Here is a 13,983-nt window from a genome sequence, read left to right as displayed (position 1 = left end):
GTCGCGGCGATCTCGACACTCGTGACGAATGCGCTCGAGGAGGACCCCCGCGCGGTGCTCGATCTGTACGAACCGCTCAACCGGGTGGCACGGCAATTGATGGCGGGGGAGTAGGCGCTACTCCTGAAAGCGGTAGCCCATCCCGGCCTCGGTCAGCAGATGCTTGGGATGGCTGGGATCCACTTCGAGCTTGCGCCGCAACTGTGCGAGGTACACCCGTAGGTAGTGGGTCTCCTTGGCGTACGCCTGCCCCCACACCTCCTTGAGTAACTCCTCGCGTCCGACCAGCTTTCCTCGGTTGCGCACCAGCATTTCGAGCATGCCCCACTCGGTGGGGGTCAGATGAACTTCGGCGCCGTTCTTCGTGACCTTCTTCGCCGCCAGATCGACGGTGAAGGAGGACGTTTCGATCACCGGCTGGTCCGTCTCCGAGGCAGCGGTGCCGCGGCGCACCGCGGCCCGCAACCGGGCGAGGAACTCGTCCATTCCGAACGGCTTCGTGACGTAGTCGTCGGCGCCGGCGTCAAGCGCCTCGACCTTGTCCGAGGAGTCGGTACGCGCCGACAACACGATGACGGGCGCGGTGAGCCAACCCCTCAGGCCTTGGAGTACCTCGATGCCGGACATGTCGGGCAGACCCAGATCGAGGACGACCACGTCGGGCTTGTGCTCGGCGGCGGCCCGTAGGGCATGCGCGCCCGTGGCCGCGGTGTCCACGTCGTATCCGCGGACGGTCAGGTTGATGCGAAGGGCGCGCAGGATCTGCGGCTCGTCGTCGATCACCAGCACCCGAGTCTTGGTCATCACTGGTCGTCCCGTGGCGCGGCGAGATCGACCACGAGCGTCAGCCCGCCCCCCGGTGTGTCCGTGGCGGCAATGGTGCCGCCCATGGCCTCGACGAACCCGCGAGCCACCGAAAGGCCGAGGCCGACGCCACTACTGTTGTCGTGGTCTCCCATTCGCTGGAATGGTGCAAACATCTGCTCCTCGGCGCCGCGTGCGACGCCCTTGCCCTCGTCGACGACGGCAATCACCACCCGGTCCCCCACCCGTGCCGCGTTCACGCGCACCGGACCGTCGGCCGCGTAGCGCAACGAATTGTCGATGAGGTTCACCAGTACTCGTTCCAGCAGGCCGATGTCGGCCATGGCCACTGCGTCGCCGACTTCGACCTTGACCCGGTCGACCCCAGATTTGCCGAATCCAATTGCCCCCGTGCTAATTCCGAGCAGCGCCCTCTGGACGACCTCTTCGAGGTACACTCGCCGCAGCTCCGGCTTCACGACTCCGGCGGCCAGCCTCGACGAGTCCAGGAGGTTGCCGACGAGTGCCGTCAGCTGATCGATGGATTCTTCGACCGTGGCGAGCAGTTCGGCGGTGTCCTCGTCGGAGAAGTCGATGTCGTCACTGCGCAGGCTGGACACCGATGCCTTCGCGGCCGCCAGCGGCGTGCGCAAGTCGTGGCTGACGGCCGAGAGAAGCGAACGGCGTAGTTCGTCGGCCTTCGCGATGGCCTCCGCCTGACCGGCGTCCTCGATCAGCTGGCGTTGTCTGATCAGCCCCGCAGCCTGATTCGCGACGGCGCCGAGCACCCTGCGGTCCCGGGCGGTAAGCGCCTTGCCGGTCATCAGCATCCAGAACTCGTCGTCGCCGACTTCGACGGCGGTGTCTGCGGAATCGACGTCGACGCACGGATCGTCGCCGACGAAAGCCACGATCGTGGCGCCACTGGGGCCTTCGCGCAGCATGCTGACCGAGCGCTGCGAGTATGTCTCCCTGACCCTTTCCAGCAGCGTCGTCAGATCGGCGCCGCGCAGTACGGAGCCGGCGAACAACGCGAGCAGTTCGGCCTCCTGCGACGCCCGCCGGGCTTCGCGCGAACGGTTCGCCGCGCCGTCGACCAATGCCGCGACCGCCACCGCGACGGCGAGCAGCACCACGATGGTCACCGCACTGTCGGGTTCGGCGATCGTGAAGGTGTACTTCGGCTCGACCAGGAAGTAGTTCAGCAGGAGACCGGATAGCAAGGCGGACAGCGCGGCCGGGGCGACGCCGCCCAGCAGCGCGACGACCAGCACGCCGACGAAGAAGAGAGCGCTCTCGCCGCCGATGCCGAGAAACTGCTGGAGGAAGGCCACCGTCACGGCGCAGGTGGCGGACGGAACGATGCCCGCGGCCAGCCAGGAGGTGAGGTGGCGCTGTCGCGGCGTGAGCGACGCCAACGCCGAGCCCGATGTGGTCTCGTGGTGGGTGACCATGTGAACGTCGATCTTGCCGGAGTGCTGCACCGTGGCCGCGCCGATGCCCTCCTCGAAGATGCGGGCCCAGCGTGAACGCCGTGACGTTCCGAGAACCAGCTGCGTCGCATTGATCTCGCGAGCGAAGTCCAGCAGGGCGGCGGGCACGTCGTCGCCGACGACGGTGTGCACGGTGGCCCCGAGGCTGGTGGCGAGTTCGCGCACCTTGCCCATCTGCGGGGCGGAGACCCCGGCCAGACCGTCGCCCCGAACGACGTGCACGACCATAAGTTCGGCGCTCGACTTGGAGGCGATCCGCGACGCGCGTCGCACCAGCGTCTCCGATTCGGGACCGCCGGTTACCGCGACGACGACCCGTTCGCGCGCCTCCCAGGTGGCGGTGATCTTGTTCTCGGCGCGGTACTTGGCCAGTGCGGCGTCGACCTGGTCGGCGAGCCACAGCAGCGCAAGCTCGCGCAGCGCGGTCAGGTTTCCGCGCCGGAAGTAATTGCTCAATGCGGCGTCGATGCGTTCGGGCGAATACACGTTGCCGTGAGAGAGCCTGCGCTGCAACGCCTCCGGGGTGATGTCGACGAGTTCGATCTGTGCCGCGCCGCGCACCACCGAGTCGGGCACGGTCTCCTGCTGTTCGATCCCGGTGATCTGAGCGACCACGTCGTTGAGGCTCTCCAGGTGTTGGACGTTGACGGTGGAGATCACGGAGATGCCCGCAGCGAGCAACTCCTCGACGTCCTGCCAGCGTTTCGCGTTTCTGCTGCCCGGGGTGTTGGTGTGAGCGAGCTCGTCGACGAGCACCACCTCGGGGTGACGGGTCAGCACCGCGGGCACGTCGAGTTCGGCGAAGCGCCCGCCGCGGTACTCGACGTACCGCGGCGGAACGACCTCGATGCCGTCCAACAGCTCCGCGGTCTTCTTGCGGCCGTGGGTCTCCACGACCGCGGCGACCAGATCGGTGCCCCGCTCCACCCGACGGTGAGCTTCGCCGAGCATCGCGAAGGTCTTGCCGACACCGGGCGCCGCACCCAGATAGATGCGCAGTTCCCCACGCTTGGGACCCTGTTGCGCGGCGCTCACGTTCTCATCATCCACCTGCCCGCTCAGCTCCTTACAGGATACTTCTGGTCGAGCGCGAGGTTGAGTTCCAGCACGTTCACCCTGGGCTCGCCCATGAAGCCGAGGTCACGCCCATAGGTGTTGTCCGCGAGGAGGTTACGCACCTCGTCGGCGCTGATACCGCGAGTCTTGGCGATGCGGGCGACCTGGATGTCGGCGTAGGCGGGGGAGATGTTGGGGTCCAGGCCGCTGCCGCTGGCGGTCACGGCATCTGCGGGCACTGCCGGGCTGGCGGGCGCCGCACCGCGGATGGGCACGATCTGGCCTGCCGCGTAGTCCTCGCCGTACTTGGCGCATTCCACCTTGACGCCCTCGTAGGTGGCGAGGAACGGGGCCGCGGTGGTCGAGCAGGGCTGGTTCACGCTGACGACCCTGGTGGGTTGCACGACGTTGCCGCGCGCGTCGCGCGGGCCCATCACCGACAGCACCGCGCCGACTCCGTCGCCGGTGCAGAACGGCCGCGCCCCGGCTCCATCTCCCATGCCCTCGAATTGCGCGATTGCCACGCTGCGTGAGCACACCAGTGTCAGCAGGCTGGCCTTGTATCCGGCGTCTGCCGGATCGGTGCCCGCTGCCACCTGGGCGGGATCGGAAGGAGTGTCGACGATGTCCTCCGGCCCGAGGTTGCTGGCGCTGGTGGACAACGGGTCGTAGCCATCCCCGGCGGCCGACGGCCGGCTCTGGAAGTACTGCTTCAACGGGTTGCCGTCGGAGTCGGTGAACGACTGCCCGATCAGCGAGCTGCCCACCGGCTTCCCGCCGACGGTGATGATCGAGCCCTCTGCCCGGTGGTTGAGACCGGGCAGTTGAGCCACCGCCAAGACCAGCAGTGGGTAGGCGATGCCGGTGATCGCCGTCAGCACCAGCAGCGCACGAAGAGCGGCCCAGTGTTGGCGAATGAGGTTGGAAATATTCATGTTCAGGACATCCCAGGAAGAAGTTGGACGACGAGATCGATGAGCTTGATCCCTATGAACGGGGCGATGATGCCGCCGAGGCCGTAGATGTAGAGGTTGCGGCTCAACAGCTTCGACGCGCTGCTCGGCGTGTAGCGCACACCGCGCAGCGACAGCGGGATGAGCGCGATGATGATGATGGCGTTGAAGATGACCGCCGACAGGATCGCCGAGGTCGGACTGTGCAGCCGCATCACGTTCAACAGGTCCAGGCCGGGGAACAGGGCGACGAACATCGCCGGGATGATCGCGAAGTACTTGGCGATGTCGTTGGCGATCGAGAACGTCGTCAGGGCTCCGCGTGTGATGAGGAGCTGCTTACCGATCTCGACGATCTCGATGAGCTTCGTCGGGTCGGAGTCGAGGTCGACCATGTTGCCGGCTTCCTTGGCCGCCGACGTACCGGTGTTCATCGCGACGCCGACGTCGGCCTGCGCCAGCGCGGGTGCGTCGTTGGTGCCGTCGCCGGTCATGGCGACGAGCTTGCCGCCCTCCTGCTCGCTCTTGATCAGCGCCAGCTTGTCCTCGGGAGTGGCCTCGGCGAGGAAGTCGTCGACGCCGGCTTCGTCGGCAATGGCCCTGGCCGTCAACGGGTTGTCGCCGGTGATCATCACGGTGCGGATGCCCATCCTGCGCATCTCGTCGAACCGCTCGCGCATGCCCTCCTTGACGACGTCCTTGAGGTGGATGACGCCGAGCGCTCGGGCCGCGCCGTCGCGCACCTCGCCGACCACCAGTGGGGTACCGCCGCTGGCGGACACTTCGTCGACGATGCCGCCGAGTTCCGGCGGCACGGTGCCACCGTTGCCGCGCACCCAGTCGGCCACCGAGGCGGCAGCACCCTTGCGCAGTTGGTGGCCGTCTTCGAGGTCGACGCCCGACATGCGGGTGGTGGCCGTGAACTCGATCCAGTTGGCGTTGTTCAACTCTCCTGGCGTACGTGCCCGCAGGCCGAACCGCTCCTTGGCGAAGACGACGATGGAGCGGCCCTCGGGGGTCTCGTCGGCCAGGCTGGAGAGCTGAGCGGCGTCGGCGAACTGTTCGGGAGTGATGCCGGGCAGTTGAAGGAACGCGCCCGCTTGGCGATTGCCGAGCGTGATCGTGCCGGTCTTGTCCAGCAGCAGGGTGTTCACGTCGCCCGCCGCCTCGACGGCGCGCCCCGACATGGCGAGCACGTTGCGCTGCACCAGCCGGTCCATGCCCGCGATGCCGATGGCGGACAGCAGCGCGCCGATCGTCGTCGGGATGAGGCAGACCAGCAGGGCCACCATGACGATTCCGGTGACGCCGTTGCCGTCGAGTGCCTGCGAGTCGGGCACGCCGGGGTTGTTGGCCTTGGAGAAGATGGCCAGCGGCTGCAGGGTGGCGACCGCGAAGACGAAGATGATGGTCAGTGCGGCCAGCAGGATGTTCAGCGCGATCTCGTTGGGCGTCTTCTGCCGGTTGGCGCCCTCGACCAGGGCGATCATGCGGTCGATGAAGCTTTCACCCGGCTTCTGCGTGATCTTGACGACGATGCGGTCCGACAGCACCGTCGTGCCACCCGTGACCGCGGACCGGTCGCCGCCGGATTCGCGGATGACCGGGGCCGACTCGCCGGTGATCGCCGATTCATCAACCGAGGCAATGCCTTCCACGACGTCACCATCGCCGGGAATGGACTGGCCGGCTTCGACGACGACGATGTCGCCCTGTTGCAGCAGCGGTGCGGCGACCTCCTCTTCGGTGCCGCTGCCGCCGGGTGACCACCCGGTGAGGCGGCGGGCCATGGCGTCGGACTTGGCCCGGCGCAGGCTCTCGGCCTGCGCCTTGCCGCGGCCCTCGGCGACCGCTTCCGCGAGGTTGGCGAAGACGACCGTCGCCCACAGCCAGAACACGATCAGCCAGGAGAACCAGGTCGGTTCCCGCACGGCCAGAACGGTGCTCCACACCGCGCCGATCTCGACGATGAACATCACCGGGTTGCGCCACAGCGTGCGGGGGTCGAGCTTGCGCAGCGCGTCGGGTGTCGCCTTCAGCAACATCTTGGGGTCGAGCAGGCCACCCTTGATGGTGCCCTTGGGTTTTGTTTCGTGACGGCTGGTGGCCGCCGCACCGGTGGTTACCGACATGTCAGTGGATTCCTTCAGCGAGAGGCCCGAGCGCGAGCGCGGGGAGGAAGGTGAGGGCAACGAGGATGACGGTGACGCCGACGACCATGCCGACGAACTGCGGTCGGTGGGTGGGCAACGTGCCGATCGACTCCGGTGTGGTGCCCTGTCTGGCAAGTGAACCCGCCAGCGCAAGAACCAGAATCATCGGCAGGAAGCGACCGAGCACCATTGCCAGCCCGAGTGCGGTGTTGTACCACTCGGTGTTGACGCTGAGTCCGGCGAAGGCCGAGCCGTTGTTGTTCGCGGCGGAGGTGAACGCGTACAGCACCTCCGACAGGCCGTGTGGGCCGGTGTTGAGCATCCCCGCCCGCTGGCCCGGCAGCGCCATGGCGGTTGCCGTTCCGACGAGGACGAGCAGCGGGGTGACCAGGAAATAGCTTGCGGCCAGCTTGATTTCGCGGGGGGTGATCTTCTTGCCGAGGTACTCCGGCGTCCGGCCGACCATGAGCCCAGCGATGAACACGGTGATCACCGCGAGGATGAGCATGCCGTACAGCCCCGACCCGGTGCCGCCCGGCGCGACCTCCCCGAGCTGCATGTTGAATAGCGCCATCATGCCGCCGAGACTTGTGTAGGAGTCGTGAAACGAGTTCACCGCGCCGGTCGAGGTGAGCGTCGTCGCGTCGGCGAAGACCGCCGAGTTGAAGACGCCGAACCGCTGCTCGACGCCCTCGGTGGCGGCGCCGATCGCGGTGGGGTTGGTGCCGTGGGCCTGCAGTTGGAAGAAGCTCATCAGCGTGACGCTGATCAGGGCGATCGTGCCCATGACGGCGACGATCGCGTAGCCCTGCTTCTTGCTGTTCACCATCCGGCCGAACGTGCGCGGCAGCGAGAAGCTGATGACCAGGATCAGGAAGATCTCGATCCAGTTCGTCCACGTGGTCGGGTTCTCGAAGGGGTGCGAGGAGTTGGCGTTGTAGAAGCCTCCACCGTTGGTACCCAGTTCCTTGATGACCTCCTGGCTGGCGACCGGACCACCGGTGATGGTCTGCTGGGCGCCGTTGAGAGTGGTCACGATCTGGTCGTGCAGGTGGAAGTTCTGGATCACCCCGCCGACGACGAGGATGAGCGCCGCAACGAACGCGATGGGCAGCAGGATCCGAATGACGCCGCGTACCAGGTCAACCCAGAAGTTGCCCAGATCGGTGGTGCGGCGGCGCGCGAACCCCCGGACCAGCGCGACGGCGACGGCCATCCCGACCGCGGCAGAGACGAAGTTCTGCACCGTAAGGCCGGCCATCTGGACGAGGTGGCCCTGAGTGCTCTCGCCCGAGTAAGCCTGCCAGTTGGTGTTGGTGACGAAGCTGATCGCGGTGTTCCAGGCCAAGGCCGGAGTCATCTGCGTGGCCGGGTCGTTCAGGTGCAGCGGCAGTTTGCCCTGGACGAGTTGGAAGATGAACAGGAACAGGATGCTGATACCCGAGAATGCAAGCACGCTGCGGGCGTAGGCGCCCCAGGTCTGCTCCGACTTGGGATTGGCGCCAATCAGCCGGTAGATCACCCTCTCGACGCGAGAATCCTTGTCGGAGTTGTATACCCGGTACATGTAGTCCCCAAAGGGCACGTGGACGGCTGCCAACGCCACGATGAGAAGGGCGAGGAAGGTGATCCCCGCGGCGATGGTGCTCACTAGAACCTTTCCGGGAAGAGCAGTGCGGCCGCGAGGAACACCGCGAGGCCGATTGCCAAAACCAGACCGACGGTGTTTTCAAAGCTCACAGTCGCTCGACCAACTTCTGCACCAGGCCGAGCACGGCGAATATTGCCACCGTCAGCACGACGTACACCACCACGGACATCTCGTCTCCATTTCGGTTAGGCCCCGATAGATGGGCCGACTCCGAAGTAAACGCCCAGCCCTTACGGAATCCATCGGCCTTGACGGTTTCTTGACGCCCGCACGGTCTTCATTTACGCGGTCCTTGCGGATGCGGTGATGGCGGACACAAAAGCAGTGCTAGGAGGCAGGTTGCGGTCTCTTTACGCGTATCAAGATGACGTCAGTGAAACCGGTTGAGACATAGGGAAACCGTAACTCCCGTAGGCCGACCGCCCGTGGCTTCGTAGCTTGGTGCAACATCCGCACCAATACGAGAACGGCAGCGCGTTCAGCGGATTCACCGGCAATACTCCGTGGATCGACGTCGTGCTGTCGATCGCGATGCTGGTCGGCCGCTACGTGCCGATCATCGTGGTGCTCGCGCTTGCCGGTAGCTTCGCCGCGCAGCGGCGGGTGTGGTCACCGCAGGCTCCCTGAGCACCCACAGTCCGATGTTCGTCGGCCTAGTCGTCGCCGTCACGCTGATCATGGTTGGCCTGGAGTACTTTCCGGCACTGGCTCTGGGACCCCTTGCCGACGGACTCGGCTAGGTCTGCGCGCCGGGGGCCGTCAAGATGTCGTCAAATTATCGCTCGGCGACGTCAACAGTGCGATAGGAAGCCGTCGGAGTCATCGAATCGGCGCCATCGTGGGTCATGCCGTCAGCCTTCGAATTGCGGCCCCGCCAGGATCGGTCCGGGGCTCTGCGTGACGTGGTTCGTCCTGCCCGCGGACGCCTCGCCTCACGGCTGCACGTCGTCGCGCACATGCCCACCGACGACGAATCGGATACGCAGCGGTCGTACGCCAGGTACCGCGGGGCGATGCCAGGAATTGCGATCGTCTGCCCGGCGGAGAACTTACAGGCGGCAGAGACGGCACGGTGGGTACGCAGGCACGGTGTCACGGTGGCGGCATACACCAGTAGTGAACTGGCGCTGGTCATTTCGGTAGGCATCAGACCCGCGCGGCTCGTCATGCACGGCGATCGCGGTCAGTGGGGCCCGATCCGGTGCGCGGTCGAGGCCTCCGTTCGCCAGTTCGTCGTCGACTCCTGCGAGCAACTTCCCGTGCTGGAGCACTACGCCCGACGGTGTCAGCAAGTTCTCATCGATGTCGGGACCGCTCACGTCCACGCGGCGATCGCGGCGGTATGTGCTTCTGATCGACTCGATCTCGTGGGGCTGCACTGCCGCATGGACCCGCAGCTGACGGCGCCCCATCGTTACTCCGCGGCGATCCATGCAACGATCGACGAGATGGCGCGAATTCGTCAGGACCGGGGAATCATCACGAGTCGCCTCAGCCTGACCGGCCCGTTGGGACTGGCACCCGAGGCGATCGTAGCCGTGATCGAGGAAGCGATCGACGACGGCTGTGCCCGCTGGTCGTTTCCGCGGCCCGCAGTGGCCCTGACTCCTCATTAGTGAAGACTCTGTTCGGCGGCGTGTATGCGCCCCCGACGATCGGAACGCTGTTGCGGGAGTTCACCTTCGGGCATGGGCGTCAACTGGAGTCGGTGCTGTCGGCGCAGCTCGCTGCCCTGTGTGCCCTCGTCGATCTGCTCCCGGGCGCCGACGTCCGCGCGTTCGTCGACATCGACTCACTGCTGCGCAAGGTGTACGGACACGCGAAACAAGGGGCCTCCTACGGGCACGCCATGATCGCCGGCAAGCAGGTACTACGCAAGGGCCTGTCCCCGCTGGCGACCACTATCAGCACCGATCGATCCGCCCCGGTGATCGCCGGGATGCGGCTACGCGCGGGGCGGGCCAGCTCCGGCAAGGGAGCTGGGCGGATGGTCGCCCAGGCGATCGTCACCGCGCGGGCCGCCGGGGTCACAGGCCAGATCCTGGTGCGGGGAGACAGCGCGTATGGCACCCGCGCGGTAATCGGTGCCGCCCGGCGCGGCGGCGCCCAGTTCTCGCTGGTGCTGACCAAGAACACCGCCATTCAGAAGGCCATCGACGCGATCCCCGCCGACGCCTGGATCCCGGTTCGCTACCCCGGCGCGGTCCAAGATCCCGACACCGGGGTGTGGATCTCTGATGCCGAGGTCGCCGAAACCTCCCACCCGCTTTGGCCATCATCGAAACCACCTTCGCCGACTTGATCGACGGCCCGCTGGCCCACATACCGTCGGGACGCTTTATCGCCAACTCGGCCTGGGTGCTGTGCGCAGGCCCTGCTACGCGCCACGGGAGTGCTCGCTGGTGGCCCTCACCGCGCCGCCCGCGCGGCGACACTGCGCCGCAAGATCCTCAACATCGCTGCACGCCTGACCCGCCCTCAACGACGATCCGTCCTGCACTTACCCAGCCACTGGCCCTGGACCGATGCCTGGCTGGAGTTGTGGCGCAACGTCATCGAACCCCATCCGCCGCCGCACTGCGTCACAGCCTGACCGCCGCCGAAAGGCCCGAACACAGACCGACAGGAAAAGCTGGGTAGACCAGCGGCCCACGCGCGCCCACACCCCGGTCGATCAAGATCAATCAACATCTATCGCCTGATCAGTGCTCGTCGGTGGATCGAGGATTAGCCAAGGCTTTATCCGGAACCCGGCTACCACCCAATCGACCCCTGAGCCCCGCCATCTCAGCTCCGATCACCACCACCCGCACCAACGTCGGGCCTCAGGCGACGAGGCTTCGGAGTATCCAGGCCGTCTTCTCGTGGATCTGGAGTCGTTGGGTGAGCAGGTCGGCGGTAGGTTCGTCGTGTGCTTTCTCGACGATCGGGAAGACCGAGCGCGCCGTACGCGCAACGGTCTCCTGGCCAGCGACCAAGCGGCTGATCATCTCGGTGTCGTTGGGGGCGGTCGTCGTCTTCGGGCACCGACGACAGGCGCGAGAACTCGCGGTAGCTGGCGGGTGCGGGTGCTCCAAGGGCCACGGATGCGTTCGGCGATCTGGTCGACGGCGAGGGCGAGCTCGTTGTATTGCGTCTCGAACCTCAGGTGCAGGGTCTGCAACATCGGCCCGGTGATGTTCCAGTGGTAGTTGTGCGTCTTGAGATAGAGGGTGTAGCTGTCGGCGAGCAGTCGGGAAGCCCCTCGGTGATGGCGTCGCGGTCGGCCTCGTCGATGCCGATGTCGATGGTCAGATCAGCCATGGTTGTCGTCCCTTCCGATACCCGGTCCTTCTGGAATGGAACATCGATGACTGGAGCCGGCATTGCCGATTCAGGCAAGCAGCCGCGTAGCGGGAAGGCCGAGTGCATTGCGTCCTGCGTGAGGGCCGTCGAGCAGCGTGGCTCGGCACGGCTCGTGGTGCTCGGTAATCTCGCGCTTCTCACCGGCGTCTGGCCGCGCCAGCTGATGGTGCCGAACGTCGTGGGCATGTCCCGCTATGCCGATCTCGGCCGGATGTCGACCGGCCATTGGTGAGCCGCGGTGTACGCTTCGCAGGGCCGATGTTCACTGCAGCAGAACAATCGCGACGGCCATCACCAGCAGCAGAAACGCAGGCAAGAACTTGGTCAACTTGTCCTTGACCTTCGCATGCATCGCCAGAGCCCCGATCATCAATACTGCAACGGTCACTGCCGCCGGTCGGATGAGCTCCGGAACCCAGATGCCGACGATCAGCAATACCGCCGACCCGATCTTCAAGACGCCGACCGCATAAAAGGACCAATCGGGCAGACCGTACGCGGCAAACTCTTCTCTGAGCGACTGCGCCGAACCTCCACGAAATGCGGTCGACGCCCGCGCCCGCACCAGCCAAACGTTAAGGAGCCCGATTCCAACGATGACTTGGAGAATGGTTGAAACCGCGAAAGATGACATCTTTTGCCTTCACTGCCGAGTTGCGCTGCGACGATGAATGATAGTTGATCGGACTCACGACATCATGGACGCGCTCTACCAAGCACTCAAAGCTCTGTCGATTCTGTTGTTTCTCTACTACGGCTTGAGTGTCCTCGTCTCCAACGCGATGGTGAAGGAGTTCGAGCGCTTTGGGATGATTCGGTTCCGGAAACTCACCGGGAGCCTCGAGGTGCTCGGTTCAGTAGGGCTCATACTCGGCTACTTCATTCCGCAACTCGTCGTCGCCGCTTCGGGTGGCTTGACCCTGCTCATGTTCCTGGGAGTCGCCGTCCGCTATCGAGCTGGAGATTCATTGGCGGACGCTCTGCCCGCCTTCGTCGTGTCGCTCGTGAATCTGTACATTTTCGTCTACGCGATCGGATTTGCCTCGTAGGCCGGTTTTCGTTCCGCGTACATCACCCGAAGTTCTCGGTCGCGAGATCCCAGTTGACGACAGCGGTCAGGAACGTCTCGACGTACGTGGTGCGAGTCATAGTCGATCTATCGAAATTTCTTGAGACGAGGGCATGACAACAAACGCCAGTATCGAAGGCGAACACCTGTGTGCGGCGAGATGGCCAGCGGCAACACACTCGAAAAAGACACGAACATTGTCTACCGGCGGATACCCGGGACGACCCCTGAGTATGCCAAGGCAGTCGTGGAGTTCGCGGTAAATGATCTGTGTCCCCTGCTCCACCACCATCTGCCGGCCGTGATCAAGCCGGCGCGGAACAGGCGATCAAGGACGGTTACCTCACGAAGCTGGCCAACTGCTACGCGACCCGCGACGCGGCCCCCAACATCCGCTGGCGTCGCCTGGTACTGGACCAAGCGCCCCACCACGAGCCCCCACTACTGTGCCCCGGTAACCGTTCCGCCGACGGCAGCGTGTTCCCCGTGAACGAGTCCAGCTTGTTTTAGAGTCTCGTGGCCCGATGTCGGGCCGGAAGGGACGATGAACACATGGCTGGTCGGAAGCGGCATTCGGCGGAGGACATCGTGCGGAAACGCCGCCGCGCGGACGAGTTGGCTGCCGAGGGCAAGACCGGTGAGGAGATCGCTGCCGAGCTGCAAGTGTCGGCGGCCACGCTGCACAACTGGCGCCGCACCTACGGCGGGATGGACACCGACGCCGCCAAGGAGCTCAAGGAGCTGCGCGAGCAGAACGGCCGTCTCAAGCGATTGTTGGCTGAAGCTGAGCTGGAGAAGGACGCGCTGCGGGAGGTGGCGCGGGGAAAATTCTGAGCCCAGCTGCCAAGCGGCGGGCCGTCGACATGCTCACGACCGCGTTGAGCTTGTCGGAACGGTTGGCGTGCACAGTAGTTGGGCTCGCTCGATCCACTTATCGGTGCCTCCCGCAGGCGCAGACGCCTGATGATCCCGACGCACAATTGCGGGCCTGGCTGCGCACGTACGCCATCAAACATCCCTGTCACGGGTTCCGGCGGGCCTGGGCGACGCTGCGCTACGAGGAGGGCCGTGAGGTCAACAAGAAGAAGGTCCACCGGCTGTGGCGCGAGGAGGGCCTGCAGGTCCGGGTGCGCAGCCCGCGCAAGCGGGCCGGGGTGTCCTCGATCCCGCCGATCGCGGCCGATGCGCCGAAGGTGGTGTGGGCGATCGATTTCCAGTTCGACTCCACCATCGACGGCAAGGCCATCAAGATCGCGTCGATGATCGACGAACACACTCGGGAGTCGCTGTTGAATCTGGTGGAACGCTCGATCACCGCCGAACGCGTCGTCCCCGAGCTCGAAACGGTGTTCGCCGCGGCCGGCAGCCCACCGCGGGTGATGCGGATGGACAACGGTCCGGAGTTCATTTCCCAAGCGCTGCAACGGTTCTGCAAAGGGAAGGTCGGAATGTCCTACAT

At 65.5% G+C, this 13,983-nt stretch carries 15 protein-coding genes and 2 pseudogenes; 8 read left to right on the top strand and 9 right to left on the bottom strand.

All coding sequences use genetic code 11. The features are described 5' to 3' along the window. Window positions 1-117: 117 nt before the first annotated feature. Genes VET27_RS25565 through kdpF form a run of 6 tightly spaced genes read right to left on the bottom strand, consistent with a single transcriptional unit; the run spans window position 118 to window position 8,199 of the window. Window positions 118-804 (bottom strand): response regulator transcription factor, encoded by a 687-nt coding sequence (locus VET27_RS25565; protein ID WP_526522694.1) that lies wholly within the window; start codon window positions 802-804, stop codon window positions 118-120. Next, window positions 804-3,359 (bottom strand): DUF4118 domain-containing protein, encoded by a 2,556-nt coding sequence (locus VET27_RS25560; RefSeq protein ID WP_526522698.1) that lies wholly within the window; start codon window positions 3,357-3,359, stop codon window positions 804-806. The genes VET27_RS25565 and VET27_RS25560 overlap by 1 nt, the downstream gene beginning before the upstream one ends. Further along, on the bottom strand, window positions 3,356-4,288 hold the full coding sequence (locus VET27_RS25555) for a potassium-transporting ATPase subunit C (protein ID WP_526522693.1): 933 nt from the start codon (window positions 4,286-4,288) through the stop codon (window positions 3,356-3,358). The genes VET27_RS25560 and VET27_RS25555 overlap by 4 nt, the downstream gene beginning before the upstream one ends. A gap of 2 nt (window positions 4,289-4,290) precedes the next feature. Further along, window positions 4,291-6,438 (bottom strand): potassium-transporting ATPase subunit KdpB, encoded by a 2,148-nt coding sequence (kdpB, locus tag VET27_RS25550; RefSeq protein WP_526522691.1) that lies wholly within the window; start codon window positions 6,436-6,438, stop codon window positions 4,291-4,293. 1 nt (window position 6,439) lies between these two features. Continuing rightward, window positions 6,440-8,110: a potassium-transporting ATPase subunit KdpA gene (gene kdpA / locus VET27_RS25545; protein ID WP_526522689.1), complete on the bottom strand. Its 1,671-nt coding sequence runs from the start codon at window positions 8,108-8,110 to the stop codon at window positions 6,440-6,442. Then, the gene (gene kdpF, locus VET27_RS25540) at window positions 8,110-8,199 is read right to left on the bottom strand and encodes a K(+)-transporting ATPase subunit F (protein ID WP_526522687.1); all 90 of its coding nucleotides are present in this window, start codon (window positions 8,197-8,199) and stop codon (window positions 8,110-8,112) included. Before kdpF ends, kdpA begins: the two co-directional genes overlap by 1 nt. Window positions 8,200-8,551: 352 nt before the next feature. Between kdpF and VET27_RS25535 the strand changes: the two are divergent. From VET27_RS25535 to VET27_RS25525, 3 genes and pseudogenes are all read left to right on the top strand, one after another. Next, window positions 8,552-8,850, top strand: a pseudogene (locus tag VET27_RS25535) (potassium-transporting ATPase subunit KdpA). A 162-nt stretch (window positions 8,851-9,012) separates the two neighbouring features. Further along, window positions 9,013-9,726, top strand: a complete 714-nt coding sequence (locus VET27_RS25530) for a type III PLP-dependent enzyme domain-containing protein (RefSeq protein WP_526522685.1) — start codon at window positions 9,013-9,015, stop codon at window positions 9,724-9,726. Beyond that, window positions 9,726-10,703 (top strand): annotated as a pseudogene (locus VET27_RS25525) (transposase); the annotation flags it as partial. The gene VET27_RS25530 and the pseudogene VET27_RS25525, both read left to right, overlap by 1 nt. Window positions 10,704-10,935: 232 nt before the next feature. Here the strand turns inward: VET27_RS25525 and VET27_RS25520 are convergent. After that, complete coding sequence (locus VET27_RS25520; RefSeq protein WP_526522683.1) at window positions 10,936-11,100, bottom strand: ferritin family protein; 165 nt, start codon at window positions 11,098-11,100, stop codon at window positions 10,936-10,938. Beyond that, a complete protein-coding gene (locus VET27_RS25515) occupies window positions 11,097-11,342 on the bottom strand; it encodes a ferritin-like domain-containing protein (RefSeq protein WP_526522696.1) in 246 nt (81 codons plus the stop codon). Before VET27_RS25515 ends, VET27_RS25520 begins: the two co-directional genes overlap by 4 nt. A gap of 117 nt (window positions 11,343-11,459) precedes the next feature. On the opposite strand from VET27_RS25515, the gene VET27_RS25510 reads away from it, so the two are divergent. After that, a complete protein-coding gene (locus VET27_RS25510; RefSeq protein ID WP_526522681.1) occupies window positions 11,460-11,687 on the top strand; it encodes a hypothetical protein in 228 nt (75 codons plus the stop codon). 30 nt (window positions 11,688-11,717) lie between these two features. Here the strand turns inward: VET27_RS25510 and VET27_RS25505 are convergent, their stop codons facing one another. Next, complete coding sequence (locus VET27_RS25505) at window positions 11,718-12,089, bottom strand: DoxX family protein (RefSeq protein ID WP_526522679.1); 372 nt, start codon at window positions 12,087-12,089, stop codon at window positions 11,718-11,720. 64 nt (window positions 12,090-12,153) lie between these two features. Here VET27_RS25505 and VET27_RS25500 point away from each other — a divergent pair, with 64 nt between their 5' ends. The 4 genes from VET27_RS25500 to VET27_RS25485 form a co-directional block, all read left to right on the top strand. Then, entirely contained in the window at window positions 12,154-12,504 is a 351-nt protein-coding gene (locus VET27_RS25500; RefSeq protein WP_526522677.1) for a DoxX family protein, read from the top strand. A 180-nt stretch (window positions 12,505-12,684) separates the two neighbouring features. Then, window positions 12,685-13,014 carry a hypothetical protein gene (locus VET27_RS25495; protein ID WP_526522676.1) on the top strand — a complete coding sequence of 110 codons (330 nt, stop codon included), beginning with the start codon at window positions 12,685-12,687 and terminating at the stop codon, window positions 13,012-13,014. 62 nt (window positions 13,015-13,076) lie between these two features. Further along, window positions 13,077-13,358 carry a transposase gene (locus tag VET27_RS25490; protein WP_526522674.1) on the top strand — a complete coding sequence of 94 codons (282 nt, stop codon included), beginning with the start codon at window positions 13,077-13,079 and terminating at the stop codon, window positions 13,356-13,358. Window positions 13,359-13,504: 146 nt separating this feature from the next. Then, window positions 13,505-13,983: DDE-type integrase/transposase/recombinase (locus VET27_RS25485; RefSeq protein WP_526522672.1), on the top strand; the 479-nt coding region annotated here is incomplete at its 3' end.

Origin of the sequence: Mycobacterium sp. (genome assembly GCF_035633495.1) — a bacterium.
Lineage (GTDB): Bacteria > Actinomycetota > Actinomycetes > Mycobacteriales > Mycobacteriaceae > Mycobacterium.
This window is presented reverse-complemented; position numbering and strand designations above follow the sequence as displayed.

Excerpts from the sequence above, each read along its gene's own strand:
- VET27_RS25520 (WP_526522683.1), bottom strand. The coding sequence starts at position 11,100 with ATGATCAGCCGCTTGGTCGCTGGCCAGGAGACCGTTGCGCGTACGGCG.
- VET27_RS25490 (WP_526522674.1), top strand. The coding sequence starts at position 13,077 with ATGGCTGGTCGGAAGCGGCATTCGGCGGAGGACATCGTGCGGAAACGC.
- VET27_RS25500 (WP_526522677.1), top strand. The coding sequence starts at position 12,154 with ATGGACGCGCTCTACCAAGCACTCAAAGCTCTGTCGATTCTGTTGTTT.
- VET27_RS25565 (WP_526522694.1), bottom strand. The coding sequence starts at position 804 with ATGACCAAGACTCGGGTGCTGGTGATCGACGACGAGCCGCAGATCCTG.
- kdpB (WP_526522691.1), bottom strand. The coding sequence starts at position 6,438 with ATGTCGGTAACCACCGGTGCGGCGGCCACCAGCCGTCACGAAACAAAA.
- VET27_RS25555 (WP_526522693.1), bottom strand. The coding sequence starts at position 4,288 with ATGAATATTTCCAACCTCATTCGCCAACACTGGGCCGCTCTTCGTGCG.
- VET27_RS25505 (WP_526522679.1), bottom strand. The coding sequence starts at position 12,089 with ATGTCATCTTTCGCGGTTTCAACCATTCTCCAAGTCATCGTTGGAATC.
- VET27_RS25510 (WP_526522681.1), top strand. The coding sequence starts at position 11,460 with ATGACTGGAGCCGGCATTGCCGATTCAGGCAAGCAGCCGCGTAGCGGG.
- VET27_RS25495 (WP_526522676.1), top strand. The coding sequence starts at position 12,685 with ATGGCCAGCGGCAACACACTCGAAAAAGACACGAACATTGTCTACCGG.